Source organism: Streptomyces flaveus, from assembly GCF_014647675.1.
Lineage (GTDB): Bacteria > Actinomycetota > Actinomycetes > Streptomycetales > Streptomycetaceae > Streptomyces > Streptomyces flaveus.
On record NZ_BMPQ01000019.1, the window covers coordinates 16378 to 29352 of the forward strand.

A 12975-nucleotide genomic window follows, 5' to 3' on the forward strand; every position below is an offset into this window, starting at 1 on the left:
GGACGTACGGCTTCAGGGCTTTCGGGCGACGCCGCCCAGGGCGATCACCTCGCCGGCAGTGCCGGCCGTCGTGGGGTCGGGGCGCCAGTCGGTGATGGGTACGACACCGGGCTCCAGCAGCTCCAGGCCGTCGAAGAAGCCCGCCAGTTGCTGCGGACTGCGCAGGTGGTACGGGGCCGCGCCGCTCTCGTTGTAGAGGCGGGTGGCTTCGGCGTTGGCCTGGTTGGTGTCCACGCTGTCGTTGAACGCGAAGTAGCTGCCGGAGGGCAGCGCCGCCATGAGTGTGCTGACGATGGACCGCGCTTCGCCGTAGTCGGCGATGTGCCCGCTGACCTGCATCAGTGTGAGTGCGACCGGCTGCGACAGGTCGAGGGTGCGGGCTGCTTCCCGCAGCACGGCGCCCGGGTCGTACAGGTCCGCGTCGATGTAGTCGGTCACTCCCTCGCGGGTGCTGGTCAGCAGTGCCTGGGCGTGGGCCAGGACCAGGGGGTCGTTGTCGACGTAGACGATGCGGGCGTCGGGGGCCACCCGCTGGGCGATCTCATGGGTGTTGTCCGCCGTGGGCAGGCCCGTGCCGATGTCGAGGAACTGGCGGATCCCGGTCTCACCGGCCAGGTGGCGCACGGCGCGGCCGAGGAAGGCCCGTGAGTCGCGGGCGAGGTCGGTGATGCCGGGGAAGACCTCGCGGAAGGCGTCACCGGCTTCCTCGTCGACGGGGTAGTTGTCCTTGCCGCCGAGCCAGTAGTTCCAGATCCGGGCCGAATGCGGCACCGCTGAGTCGATCTTCGCTGACGCCGCGGTGTCGGGGGCGGACGAGTCCTGCGTCACCGTTCAGCCTCCTTCTGGGGAACGTCGTTGGCCTTGGGCATCCAACGTAGAGTCAACTGCCCGCGTTCCACCGGCACTTTGCCGGGTTCGAGAGGCGTGAGTACCAGGACACCCGTCGCCGTACCGAGCGCGTCACCCCGCATGACCGCCTCCTGCCGGCGAGGCAGGAGGCGGTCCGTTGTCGGCGTCCGTCGGGGAGTTACCGGGGGACGCGTGACTGGGCGGCGGAGATGACCGGCTCGCGTCGGCGGTGGCGCTGCTCGTACTCCGCCACCTGGCGGGCCATGCCCAGGGAAACGTTCTGCAGCTCGGCCATGATCTGGCTGGGGTCCATGGCGTCGTAGCCGGGCCACGGTTCGTTGCCGCGCAGTTTCTCGATCGCGTCCAGGACCGCGTCCCGGTTCGCGTGGGCCCGCTCGTAGCCCTCGATCACCGTCAGGTCGGACTGTGGCATTGGGCGCAGCCGCTTCTTGATCTCGTCGAGGCCGAGCCGGCCGTACCCGGCGATCGGCAGGTCCTCCTCCCGCATCACCGCGCCCTGTACCTCCTCGGCCATCCGGGTCACCCCCGGCATCTCGCGGACCACGCCCTCGGCCGCGGACCTGGTCTGCCGGCCGCCGGTCTGGACGGCATCCCGTAGCCGGCCGACAGTCGTCCGCACCACGTGCATGAGCTCCTCTCGCACGCTGCCGTCGTGCTGCGGGCCGAAGCCGTTGCCCGCGGCTGCCACGGCCCGCGCGTGCGCGGCGACGCTGTCCTCCAGCGTCTGCAGCAGCTCCTGGTCCAGGCGGCGCAGCGAACCGAGCAGGTCGGCGGCGGCCTGGTCCTGGATCTCTTCGGCGATGCTCTCCCCGGCCCGGGACGCGGCCAGCGCCCGGGCCGCGGCTGTGAACTCGTTCTCGGCGTTCTTCAGCAGCCGCCGCTCATCGGCCGGACCGCGCAGCAGCCCGGTCAGGAGCGACGAGCCGATCGTCAGCGGCAGCATGGCCGTACGCAGAGCGCTGCGGGAGACGAGCGCCGCCATGTCGACCGTGCTGCCGAGCAGACTGCGCCGACGCGTTTCGCGTACGTGATGCTCGATCCGCTGAAGGCTGTCCAGGACCTCGGCGACCTGGCGCTCCAGCATCTGGCGGTACGGACCTGGAGGCGTGACCGTCACATCCGCCCGGAACCGGTCGGCGACTGCGGCATGGGTCTGCCGGGCATCTTCCAGCGCCGGTGCCAGCGCCTGTGTCATCACTGCCATGTGCTACTCCCTGAGTGGGGGGTCGGGCGGCTGTCCGCCGCACGCGGGAAACGGCTGCTCGTCGGCCTTCTACGGCCGGCAATCGGAACCATCCTGCGAGACTCCCACCGCGAACGCCCGGCGAGCGGCATTCGGCGGGGTGGCACCACACGGCTCGGTGGCCCGCCTGGTGCGGACATCGCACGCCGTGCCACACCTGCCGGATTACTCCGTACGGGTGACGGCGGCGCCGTCGTCGCGGCGCCGGTGCGGTGACAGCGGCGTCGGCGGTCCGCGTGCGCAGGGAGAAGAGGGGGATACGCGTACGAAAAGGAGAAGGCGTCGGTGGCGAATTCTCGCCCCTTTCCCGGGCGTGAAGTGCTGCGTCAGCTTCTGACGCCCTTTCATGGGGCACAGTCACCTCGGGCACCATCGACCTCACCGCCTCTACACATAAGGGCGCCTGATGGAGGGTCGGGGGAGACCCTGCGTAACCCCGCCGGTACGCAGTAGGTTCGGGATCAGAACGCGCGCGGCCAGGGGGCCGCGCGCGTTCTGGATCGAGATGAGGGGAGAACCGTGCGTCGTGGAGACGAGTTCGCCGGCCGCTATGTCCTCAAGGAGGTCATCGGCGCAGGGCGGAGCGGTGATGTGTGGCTGGCCCACGACAAGGTGGTCGGGCAGGACGTCGCGCTGAAACCGGAGCGGATCGAGGGCGACCGCGAGACCGCGGTACGTCGGCTGCTGGGCGAGCCGCGCGCCATGGCCAAGTTCCGCGATCATCCCCACGTCGTGACCCTGTTCGACGTCGTGACCGTGCCGGAAGACGGGGAGGGGAGCGGGGACGGGGAGGACACGTACTGGTTCATCATGGAGTACGTGCCTGGCGGCGGCCTGGACCGGGAGCCGCCGATGTCTCCCCAGCGGGCGGCCCGCATCGGTGCCCAGCTCGCCGACGCACTCGCCGCCCTGCACCAGGCGGGCATCGTGCACTGCGACATCAAGCCCGCCAACATCGGCCTCACCGGGCGCGGCACCGCGAAGCTGCTGGACTTCGGCGCCGCCCACCGGGCCGGCGGCACCGAAACCGTCACGGCCAACGGCCCGTCCAGCTTCACTCCGGCCTACGCCGCCCCCGAGCTGGCCCGGGGGAACATCCCCCGGCCGGCCTCGGACGTGTTCTGCCTGGGCGCCACGCTCTATGCGCTGGTCACCGGTTCGCCGCCGCGCGGCAACGCGTCCGACGGGGACGATGAGCACGGGCAGGAAGAGGTCGACGGCCAGGACACCGAGCGCCTGACGCACTGGAAGGCCGAGCGGGGCGTCGTCGAGATGGACGCCGAGGCCGTGGGGCCGCTGTATCCCGTACTGACCGCCATGCTCCAGCGTGATCCACGGCAACGCCCCGAAGCGACCGAGGTCAAGCGGCTCCTGGCGGCCGTCGCCGGGTCCGAACAGGATGCCGGCGAGCGGACCCTTGAGGACAAGCCGACCGGGAGCGGGCGGCGGCGCCTGCCACTGCTCGCCGCGGCCCTCGGCGTCAGTGCCGCCCTGGTCCTGGGACTTGTCTTACTCCCCGATGACGAGGGCGGCGACACGCATGCCACCGACCAGGCCGGCCAGAGCCGTCCCACGGACGACGCCTCGAGCGGCTCAGGAAAGGTCTCAGGGCAGTCCCTGATCGGCGATCCCCGCACCGCCGACCTGTGCACCCTGACCGACACCACTGCCCGCGGCCTCGGACGCTTCGGCGAGGCCCAAGTGGACGTGGATTACGGGAACTTCGACCGCTGTGACGTGCTCGTCCACACCGGCGGCGAGAACCGTATCGACGTGTCGCTGGACCTCCGGCCGGGCTCACGTCCCGAGTCGTCGCAACCCGACAGAACCATCGGAAGCATCGGCATCATGGAGGAGGAGCCGGCGGACGACGAGTGCGAGCTGAAGCTGGTGCCTGAGAGATCGGCCGACGGCATTCTCGTCGGGATCCGCGTCAACGTGGGTGACGGCACCGTGACCGGCGGCGCCGCGACGCTGTGCGCGGTCGCCGACTCGGCCGCCCAGAGCGCGGCCGACGTGCTGAACCAGGGACCGGTCCCCCGACGTCCCGAGAACTACCCGAAAGACTCGCTGGCCTGGTCGAACGCCTGCGATCTGCTCGACGCCAAGGCACTGTCGTCCGTCGTCCCCGGCATCAAAGCCGACGCGCCGGCGGACATCGATGTCGCGAAATGGGGCTGCGAGTGGTCCAGCGACGTCGACGATCTGGAGACGGAGGTGAGCTTCATCCGCGATCAGCCCAAGACCGCGGCGGACGGCGATTCCATCCGGCTCAGCGGCTACGACGCCGTCGTCGAAGCCGAGGACGACACCTGCTCGGTCTTCGTCGAGTACCGCCAGTACAGCGGCGCGAACGCCGAAACAGCCGCCGAGATGCTCCGCCTGCGGGTCGACGGCAAGCTTCCCACCGCCGAACTCCGCTCGATGGCCACCGCCCTTGCCAGGTCCGCCGCCGCCAAGCTGCCTCGACGCTGACGTCCCGGAGGATCGGGGCAGCGGTCGACTGCGGCGCATCCGACGGGTGCATCCGACGAGCGCATGCAGGAATCGCTATATGTTAATGTCGCAATGCGTTGCCGCACCCGAGAGCCGTCGGCAACGCCAGACACAAGGCAAGGAGCCCCCATGACCAGCGCCACCGACCACCTCGCCCACGAGAACCACACGCACGCCCACGGCAAGGACTGCGGTCACGTCGCCATCCCCCACGGCGACCACACCGACTACGTGCACGACGGCCACCGTCACGCCGCCCACGAGGGGCACTGGGACGACCACTGACGACCGACGCCGAGTGACGCCGGGTCCGACAGGCCGCGGCACGGCCGCGCCGGGAATTATTGCCACATGCTAATGTATGCATATGGTAACGACTTCCCCTCCTCCGGCAAGCGAGCCCGCGGAAACCCTGCAGGCCGCCAGTGAGCTACTGCGAGCCCTGGCCTCGCCCGTGCGCCTCGGCATCGTGCGCGAACTGTCCACCGGCGGGAAGTACGTCCACGAGCTGGTCGCCACCCTGGGCGTGAGCCAGCCTCTGGTCTCCCAGCACCTGAGAGTGCTGCGCACCTCCCGGATCGTCACCGCCCGGCGCCAGGCCCGCGAGACCCAGTACACCCTGACCGACGACCACGTGGCGCACATCGTGCTGGACGCCATCCGTCACGCACAGGAGTAGCGCCGACCTTTACCCTCGTACGACGCCGATGGCCGCCCGGCTTCCCGCCGGGCGCCCATCGCCGCGCCTGGGCTCACACCTCTCGGATCTCGCGCCCCAAAGGGGTCCGGCCGTCAGCTGGTACCCGCACCGGCCGCCCGCTGCCAGGCCGATTCCCGCAGCAGGCGCAGTCCGTTCAGGCCGACGATGACGGTCGAGCCCTCGTGGCCCGCGACACCGAGCGGCAGCGGCAGAGTGCCGGCAAGGTCCCAGATGACGAGTCCGGCGATGAACACACCGGCGATGACGAGGTTCTGGACGACCAGCTCCCGGGCGCGGCGGGAGAGGGCAACGGTGGTGGGGACCGCGGCGAGTTCATCGCGGACGATCACGGCGTCGGCGGTCTCCAGGGCGAGGTCGGAGCCCGCCCGGCCCATGGCGATACCGGTGTGGGCGGCGGCCAGGGCGGGCGCGTCGTTGACGCCGTCCCCGACGACCATCACCTTGCGGCCGGCGCTCTCCATGTCCTTGACCGCGCTCAGCTTGTCCTGCGGCAGCAGTCCGGCGCGTACGTCGTCGATGCCGGCCTCGGCGGCCAGGTGGGCGGCGGCCCGGGCGTTGTCGCCGGTGAGCAGGGTCGGAGCGGTGCCGGTCAACGCGGTGAGAGAGGCGACGGTGGCGGCGGCGTCCGGGCGCAGCCGGTCCGCGATGCCCAGCACCCCGGCGGGGGCACCGTCGACCACCACCAGGACGGCGGTGCGGCCGGACTCCTCCAGTTCCTCGGCCATCGCGACGACCGGGCTCTCGGCGTCGTCCAGCAGTCGGGACGGGGCGCCCACCGCGACCGTGCGGCCGTCGACGACGGCCTGCACTCCGACGCCGGGTGCGGACGTGAAGTCCTCCGTGGCGGGCAGGTCGAGGCCACGTTCGCGGGCCGCGTCCACGACCGCTCGGGCCAGCGGGTGTTCGCTGGGGTGCTCGGCTGCCGCCGCGAGCATCAGCAACTCGCTCTCGTCCAGGCCGGATTCGGGCAGCGGCCGTACGTCGGTCACGCGAGGGGTGCCCTCGGTCAGGGTGCCGGTCTTGTCGAGGGCGACCGTGTCCACCTGGCCGAGCCGCTCCATCACCACGGCCGACTTGACCAGCACGCCGTGCCGTCCGGCGTTGGCGATCGCGGAGAGCAGCGGCGGCATGGTGGCCAGTACGACCGCACACGGCGAGGCCACGATCATGAAGGTCATGGCCCGCAGGAGCGAGTCGTCGAGTTCGGCGCCGAAGGCGAGCGGCACGAGGAACACGGCGAGGGTCGCGGCCACCATGCCCAGCGAGTAACGCTGTTCGACCTTCTCGATGAACAGCTGGGTGGGCGCCTTGGTCTCCGACGCCTCCTCCACCATCCGTACGATCCGGGCGATCACCGAGTCGGAGGCGTCGCGCTCGACGCGGACCCGCAGGGCTCCGGTGCCGTTGAGGGTGCCCGCGAAGACCTCGTCCCCGACCTCCTTCGGCGCGGGGAGCGGTTCGCCGGTGATGGTCGCCTGGTCGACCTCGCTCGCTCCGTCCAGTACGCGGCCGTCGGCGCCGACGCGCTCTCCGGGTCGTACGAGGATGGTGTCGCCGACCGTCAACTCCTCGACGGGGACGGTCTGTTCGCCGCCGTCCGGAGTCAGCCGGGTAGCCGTCGAGGGGGCCAGGTCGAGCAGACCGCGGACCGAGTCGGCGGTGCGGGCGGTGGCCAGTGCCTCCAGCGCGCCGGACGTCGCGAAGATGACGATCAGCAGGGCGCCGTCCATCACCTGACCGATCGAGGCCGCGCCGAGGGCGGCGACGATCATCAGCAGGTCGACGTCGAGGGTCTTGTCCTTGAGCGCCTTCAGTCCCTCCCAGCCCGGTTCCCAGCCGCCGGTGACGTACGCCAGCGCGTAGAGCGGGCCCCAGGTCCAGGCGGGGGCGCCGGTCAGCTGGAGGGGCAGCGCGAGCAGGAAGAGGGCGGTGGCCGCTGCAGCCCAGCGAGCCTCGGGGAGCGCCAGGATGCGGGTGCGCCGCCGGGGCGCGGTCCCGGCGCGCGCGGGCCCGGCCCAGTCGACCGAGGGCGGGGTGAGCGTGGAGGTCATCACTGTCCTTCGTGAGGGACGCATGGGGGCGTACGGGCAGACGGCGGTTCCCGGGGCCGGCCATTCCCTCACCATACAGGATCACATGAAGAGGCATTCATGTCTTCATGTCCGCACTCTCCACCCCCTGTCGTCACTATGGTCACTCCAGACCCACAGACACGCCGAGACCGAGATTCCGACAGGCAGTGGCAGCGTGTGGTGCGAGGGAGGAGGCATGGGCATGGCTCGGGGCGACGAGTCCGACGAGTACCGCGACAGCGAGGCCGACGGCGGCGCGCAGGCCCCCCAGCACCCCATGCCGCCCGAACTGGAGGAACTCCCTTCGGTGTCCGACGCGCGGCTGACCGATCTGCTGCGCGCCGACGCCCGGACCGCGCGCCCTGCCTGGCGCGAGCTGCGCAGCCGCCACCGGCCCGCGGTTCTCTCGTACGCCCGTCTGTGCACCGTCGACGAGTCGGCGGCCCATCGGATCACGGCGACGGCCTTCACCCTCGCGGCCCGCGAGACGGCGCGTGGCCTGGAGCCGCGCACGCCTTGGCGGCATCAACTCCTGCTGCTCGCCTGCCGCGTGGCCGCCGAGTGGTCCGCCGACGAACGTGCCGCCCGCCTCGATCCGGGTCTGCTCACCCGCCTGCGCGAGGCGGGTTCGGGCCCCGACGGACCCGTCCCGCCGATGCTCACCGCGTTCCTGGCGCTGCCCACGCGGGTGCAGGGTCTGGTCTGGTACGGCGTCGTGGACGGGGAGTCCGAGGCCGACACCGCCCGCCTTCTTGGCGTCACGCCCGAGGATGTGGCGTACGGCAGGGAAGGAGCGTTCCAGGCCTTGAGCCACTCCGTGCTCAAGACGCGCCTCGCCGGCTCCGACGATCCGGGCTGCCAGGATTTTCGCCGCCTGATCGAGGAGGCGGTACGCCCCGGGGGCCCTCGCCGCAGTGCGGACCTGGACGCGCATATGGGCAGCTGCCCGCACTGTGCCGCCGGGTACGAGGAGTTGGCGGCCCTGCGCGACACTCCGCGCGCGGCTACGGCCGAGGGGCTGCTGCCCTGGGGTGGCACCGCGTACGCCATGAGCGGCGGCGGGGCGGTGGGCGAGGAGCGGCGGGAAGCGCGTACGACGGCGGGGACCGGCGGGGGTACGGCGGCCCGGTGGAGCTGGTCGGCCTGGCGGCCGTCCCGCCGCCTCGCGATCGCCTCGGCCGCCCTCGGTGTCGCGGTCGCACCGCTGCTGGTCTACCTGCTGACGCAGGGCGACTCGGGATCGCAGGAGTCGGCCGGCGCTGTGGACACCCCGCCGCAGCCACCGTCGGTCACCTTGACGTCGACGTTCTCCCCGCCGCCGCTCCCGTCCGCCACGACCCGGTCCCCGTCCCCCAAGCCGACGAAGTCGACGCGCCCGGCCTCACCGAGCCCGACACCGACGCCAACGCCCACACCGAAGCCGACGCCCACACCGACACGTACGACGCCCCCGCCGGCGTCCGGGCCACCGGACGGCTCCTTCGCCCAGGTGGTGAACGTCGACTCGAGCCTGTGCCTGGACGTCGAGGACGGTGACTTCGACAACGGTACGAACGTCATCGCCGCCGACTGCTCCGCGTCGGGCACCCAGCGCTGGCGTGTCGACGCCGCGAGCGGCGCCCTCCAGTCGTTCGCCGACCCGGACTTCTGTCTGGACAGCCGGGGCTCCGTCGACGACGGCCTCGGCATCTGGACCTGTGAATCGCTCGAGAGCAGCAACGGCGAGAACCTTCGGTTCACGGTGGACGGCGCGGGTGTCATCCGCCCGGCCATCGCCCCGGACCACGCCCTGACCCCGGCCGGCGGCGAGGGTCTGGAACTCGCCCCGGCCGACGGAGACGACGACCAGCGCTGGAAAGCGGGCGCCGGGGTCACCTGAACCTCGGCCGTGACCGGTCCTCGGGGGTCGTGGTGTGCCGCGGTGGCGAGTCGTCGGCGGAGAGCGACTCCGTCGCCGTGCCCCGTCAGTCCCTCACGACAAATAGGGCGAGCACCGCGGCACATCACTCGCGTTTCCCTTTCCAAGGAACGTAAACGTGGTTTTCCCCTCGCCCGGGCACCGGGGCCCGGCCGGGTGACGCCGACCGTTCTCCCGTACCGCCTGCGAACCTGATTGATCCGTCGTGCGGTGGAGACCCGTACAGCCATCAGCGCAGGGTTTGTCGGAGGCGGCCGGCCTGCACCGAAGGTGCGGCGGCGGTGTCCGGAAAGGGAGCAGCAGTGGCGCAGAACGCGGATGACGCCGCTCTCGACGGGCGGCGCCCAGTTCCTGAACTGCATCTGGCGGGCGGTGCGGCCGAGGGGAGCCGAAGGCCCGATGCGGGCGCGGAGCAGCTTCCGCCCGACCGTCACCAGGCGATCCTGGAGGCCACCAAGCAGGTCGCCGCCCTCCTGAAGAGGCAGGGGCACGACTTCGCTCTCGCCGGGAGTGTCGCCGTCTACGCCCACGGAGGGGCAGGCAGCCTCCAGCACGATGCCGACTTCTGCATCAGACCCGAGGACGCCGAAGCGGTCGCCGCCACGCTGGAGGACGCCGGTCTGACGGTGTACGCGCCTCCCGAGGACTGGCTGCTGAAGGCCAAGTGCCTCGGGCAGGACGTGGACCTGATCTTCGGGCTGGCCCATGGACCGGTCAGCACCGAGCTGCTCGGCAGGGCGCGGGAGTTGTCGGTGGACTCCGTACAGATGCCCGTCCTGGCACCCACCGACCTGCTGCGAAGCCTGCTCGCCGCCTTCTCCGAGCACCACTGCGACTTCGGCGCCGTTCTGCCGATCGCCCGGCTGCTGCGGGAGAAGGTCGACTGGGGGCAGATCCGCCGCGAGTTCGGGGACATACCGATGCCGGCCGCCTTTCTGTACTTGCTGGAGCGCCTGGACGTCATCGCACCGCAGGGAGGAGATCAATGAACGCCCATGCCGGACACGACCCGGGTGGTACGGGCACCACGGCGGACGCCGGAGCCGCCGGGAACAACATCGAGTACCGCATCGCCCATCTGCAGGAGCGGCTCGCCGCCGGGGAACTGGGCGAGCTCGGCATGCGCGTCGAGCCGCGGGGATCGGCCGTGACGGTCATCGGCACCGTGCCCACCGCACACTGCCGCGAGGAACTGCTGCGCACCGTGAACGACGAACTGGCCGGTCTTGCCGTCCATTACGACATCGTCGTGGCCGAGGCCGCGGCTCCCGATCACCCGGAGGAGGTGGCATGATCCGCGTCGCGGCTGTCGGGGACATTCATATGGGGCTGGACAGTCAGGGCCTGCTCAGGCCGGCTTTCGACACGCTGCCCGGCTGTGCCGACCTGCTGCTCCTGGCCGGTGACCTCACCCGGCACGGCACACCGGAGGAGGCGCGGGTGGTCGCCGAGGAGGTGGGCGGTCTGCCCGTGCCGGTTGTCGCCGTGCTCGGCAATCACGACCACCACGACGAGAAGCCGGAGGAGGTCGCCGCGGTGCTGCGCGCGGCAGGTGTGCGCGTTCTCGAGGGGCAGTCGACGGTCGTCGAAGTCGACGGCGCGCGCATCGGCGTCGCGGGCACGAAAGGCTTCGGCGGCGGCTTCGTCGGCCGCAGTGGCAGCGAGTTCGGTGAACCGCTGATGAAGGAGTTCATCCGGTACTCGCGCCGCTGCGCCGACGGTCTGCGTACGGCTCTGGACGAACTGGCCGGGCAGGGCTGCGGGACGCGGGTCGCGCTCACGCACTTCTCCCCCGTGCCCGACACGCTGGCCGGTGAGCCGCCGGAGATCTATCCGTTCCTCGGCAGTTACCTCCTGGCCGAGGCGATCGACACGGCAGGCGCGGACCTGGCCGTCCACGGACACGCCCACGCCGGTACGGAACACGGGATGACCAGCGGCGGCGTCCCGGTCCGCAACGTCGCGCAGCCCGTCATTCGCCGGGCGTTCAGCGTGTATCACCTGCACGGCCACGAGGTGCCGACGACGGCTTCCGCCTCCGTCGGCACCTTCGGCTGAGCGGGCGCCGGCCAGGCGTTAGCTCTCCCCCGGCGGGGGCACCCGGAGGCCGAGGTGGGGTCCGTACCAGGGGCCGCATCTTGAGCGAGGTACTGGAGGTACTGGACATGGCACACGAAGGAAACGTCATCACCGAGCTGACGACCGACCACCGGGAGGTCGAGGAGATCTTCGGCCGGATCGAGGCACTGCCGCCCGGCGACAAGAACCGCAAGGTCTACGCCGACCAGGCCACCATGGAGCTCGTACGGCACTCGGTGGCCGAGGAGGAATACCTCTACCCGGCCGTGCGGCAGTACCTGCCCAACGGGGACACGGTGGCCGACAAGGAGATCGACGACCACTCCAAGGCCGAGCAGATCATGAAGGACCTGGAGAGCTGCGAGGCGGGCGATGCCGAGTTCGACCGGCTCATCGGCATGCTCATGAGTGAGGTCCGCTCGCACATCGCCGATGAGGAGGAGAACCTCTTCCCCATGCTGCGCACCACGGCTTCCGCCGGGGCCCTGGACGAGCTGGGTGACAAGGTCCGGCAGGCGAAGAAGCTGGCGCCGACGCGTCCGCACCCCTCCGCACCGGACAAGCCTCCGGCCAACAAGCTCCTGGCGCCCGGAGCCGGACTCGTCGACCGCGTGCGCGACACACTGACGGGGCGTGGGAAGAAGGACTGACGGCGCATGGTCCGACGGGTCGTGGGTACTGCGGGGGGACGCTGTGTGCCCGTGCGACGAGCACGGCCGGCTGATCGAACGGCACATCATCGGTGCCGCCCAGCGGGCGCAGCCGCACGTCAGCCGGAGGGCCGCCCGCCTCGTCCGCCCACGGCCCGAGGTCCACGGCTTCATATCGTTTTTTGACGCTTGACACGCGTCACCGGGTCCCCAGCGACCACAGGACAGGCCTGCCCTCGGACGCTCGGCGCCTCGGCCCCTGTTTCAGGCGCTCAGCGCCCGCCCCGGCTTCAGACGGTCGAGGAGGTCCGCGTGGTGCAGTTCGGCTATCGGTGCGAGGAAGTCCGGGTGGCGCAGCAGCGCCGCTGCCCGCCGGTCGCGGTCGTCGGGAGCGACCAGGCGCCGGAACTCGGCCCGCGCTCCGGTCATGTGGCTGGAGTCGGCGAGTGCGGACACAGCCTGCTCGGCCAGCACCGGGTCGGTGAGCAGGCATGCCGCCCAGCTGGCCACGACCTCGTCCACCCAGGTCCGCCACGCGTACCCGTCTGCGTCGTCGGCCGCGGCCCCCTCCGCTCCCGTGATCCAGTCGAGCCGGGCGGAGCCTCCGGGGCCCGCCACGCCGAGGAGTGCGGCGTCCATCGGCGTCGGATAGCGCAGCCACGCCGCGACGGTCACGGCCTGCCGGGCCTGCACATCACAGAGCGCGGAGTCCAGCGCACCGCCGCCCGACGGATATGAACACGTCAGCCACTGAGCGGTCGCCGCGATGACCGGGGAGAGATCTGCGTGCACTGGCCGTCCGAAATCGCTGGGGGGTGGGACCAGAACGCTAGCCCGCCGCTCCCCCGAGGGAAATGGCCCAGGCCACGAATCGGGCGTTGCCTCGCCCACATCGTCACCCGGGGTCGAGGTGCGCTTCGTCTCCG

The 12975-nt window shown here is 71.2% G+C and carries 12 protein-coding genes; 8 read left to right on the forward strand and 4 right to left on the reverse strand.

The window, feature by feature from the left end; all coding sequences use genetic code 11:
• Window positions 1–12 precede the first annotated feature (12 nt).
• Together IEZ21_RS30110 and IEZ21_RS30115 are read right to left on the reverse strand one after the other, a co-directional pair.
• A complete protein-coding gene (locus IEZ21_RS30110; protein WP_189325018.1) occupies window positions 13–828 on the reverse strand; it encodes an SAM-dependent methyltransferase in 816 nt (271 codons plus the stop codon).
• A 199-nt stretch (window positions 829–1027) separates the two neighbouring features.
• Entirely contained in the window at window positions 1028–2074 is a 1047-nt protein-coding gene (locus tag IEZ21_RS30115) for a hypothetical protein (protein WP_189325019.1), read from the reverse strand.
• Between the two features lie 558 nt (window positions 2075–2632).
• Between IEZ21_RS30115 and IEZ21_RS30120 the strand changes: the two genes are divergently transcribed.
• The 3 genes from IEZ21_RS30120 to IEZ21_RS30130 all read left to right on the forward strand — a co-directional run bounded on the left by IEZ21_RS30120 (window position 2633) and on the right by IEZ21_RS30130 (window position 5288).
• A complete protein-coding gene (locus IEZ21_RS30120) occupies window positions 2633–4588 on the forward strand; it encodes a serine/threonine-protein kinase (protein WP_189325020.1) in 1956 nt (651 codons plus the stop codon).
• 150 nt (window positions 4589–4738) lie between these two features.
• Window positions 4739–4894 carry a hypothetical protein gene (locus IEZ21_RS30125; RefSeq protein ID WP_189325157.1) on the forward strand — a complete coding sequence of 52 codons (156 nt, stop codon included), beginning with the start codon at window positions 4739–4741 and terminating at the stop codon, window positions 4892–4894.
• A gap of 82 nt (window positions 4895–4976) precedes the next feature.
• Window positions 4977–5288 (forward strand): ArsR/SmtB family transcription factor, encoded by a 312-nt coding sequence (locus tag IEZ21_RS30130; RefSeq protein WP_189325021.1) that lies wholly within the window; start codon window positions 4977–4979, stop codon window positions 5286–5288.
• Window positions 5289–5401: 113 nt separating this feature from the next.
• Here the strand turns inward: IEZ21_RS30130 and IEZ21_RS30135 are convergent, their stop codons facing one another.
• Window positions 5402–7381 (reverse strand): heavy metal translocating P-type ATPase, encoded by a 1980-nt coding sequence (locus tag IEZ21_RS30135; protein WP_189325022.1) that lies wholly within the window; start codon window positions 7379–7381, stop codon window positions 5402–5404.
• Between the two features lie 217 nt (window positions 7382–7598).
• On the opposite strand from IEZ21_RS30135, the gene IEZ21_RS30140 reads away from it, so the two are divergent.
• The 5 genes from IEZ21_RS30140 (at window position 7599) to IEZ21_RS30160 (ending at window position 12049) form a co-directional block, all read left to right on the forward strand.
• Window positions 7599–9281 (forward strand): RICIN domain-containing protein, encoded by a 1683-nt coding sequence (locus IEZ21_RS30140; RefSeq protein WP_246568270.1) that lies wholly within the window; start codon window positions 7599–7601, stop codon window positions 9279–9281.
• Between the two features lie 341 nt (window positions 9282–9622).
• Entirely contained in the window at window positions 9623–10309 is a 687-nt protein-coding gene (locus tag IEZ21_RS30145; protein WP_189325023.1) for a nucleotidyltransferase family protein, read from the forward strand.
• Window positions 10306–10614 carry a hypothetical protein gene (locus tag IEZ21_RS30150; protein ID WP_189325024.1) on the forward strand — a complete coding sequence of 103 codons (309 nt, stop codon included), beginning with the start codon at window positions 10306–10308 and terminating at the stop codon, window positions 10612–10614. Before IEZ21_RS30145 ends, IEZ21_RS30150 begins: the two co-directional genes overlap by 4 nt.
• A complete protein-coding gene (locus IEZ21_RS30155; protein WP_189325025.1) occupies window positions 10611–11378 on the forward strand; it encodes a metallophosphoesterase family protein in 768 nt (255 codons plus the stop codon). Before IEZ21_RS30150 ends, IEZ21_RS30155 begins: the two co-directional genes overlap by 4 nt.
• 107 nt (window positions 11379–11485) lie before the next feature.
• Window positions 11486–12049 (forward strand): hemerythrin domain-containing protein, encoded by a 564-nt coding sequence (locus tag IEZ21_RS30160; protein WP_189325139.1) that lies wholly within the window; start codon window positions 11486–11488, stop codon window positions 12047–12049.
• Window positions 12050–12313: 264 nt separating this feature from the next.
• On the opposite strand, the gene IEZ21_RS30165 is transcribed toward IEZ21_RS30160, so the two are convergent.
• Entirely contained in the window at window positions 12314–12841 is a 528-nt protein-coding gene (locus IEZ21_RS30165; RefSeq protein WP_189325026.1) for a hypothetical protein, read from the reverse strand.
• Between the last annotated feature and the right edge of the window lie 134 nt (window positions 12842–12975).

Coding starts and splice junctions, on each gene's coding strand:
- IEZ21_RS30135 (WP_189325022.1), bottom strand. CDS start 7,381: ATGACCTCCACGCTCACCCCGCCCTCGGTCGACTGGGCCGGGCCCGCG.
- IEZ21_RS30115 (WP_189325019.1), bottom strand. CDS start 2,074: ATGGCAGTGATGACACAGGCGCTGGCACCGGCGCTGGAAGATGCCCGG.
- IEZ21_RS30155 (WP_189325025.1), top strand. CDS start 10,611: ATGATCCGCGTCGCGGCTGTCGGGGACATTCATATGGGGCTGGACAGT.
- IEZ21_RS30130 (WP_189325021.1), top strand. CDS start 4,977: ATGGTAACGACTTCCCCTCCTCCGGCAAGCGAGCCCGCGGAAACCCTG.
- IEZ21_RS30125 (WP_189325157.1), top strand. CDS start 4,739: ATGACCAGCGCCACCGACCACCTCGCCCACGAGAACCACACGCACGCC.
- IEZ21_RS30140 (WP_246568270.1), top strand. CDS start 7,599: ATGGGCATGGCTCGGGGCGACGAGTCCGACGAGTACCGCGACAGCGAG.
- IEZ21_RS30150 (WP_189325024.1), top strand. CDS start 10,306: ATGAACGCCCATGCCGGACACGACCCGGGTGGTACGGGCACCACGGCG.
- IEZ21_RS30160 (WP_189325139.1), top strand. CDS start 11,486: ATGGCACACGAAGGAAACGTCATCACCGAGCTGACGACCGACCACCGG.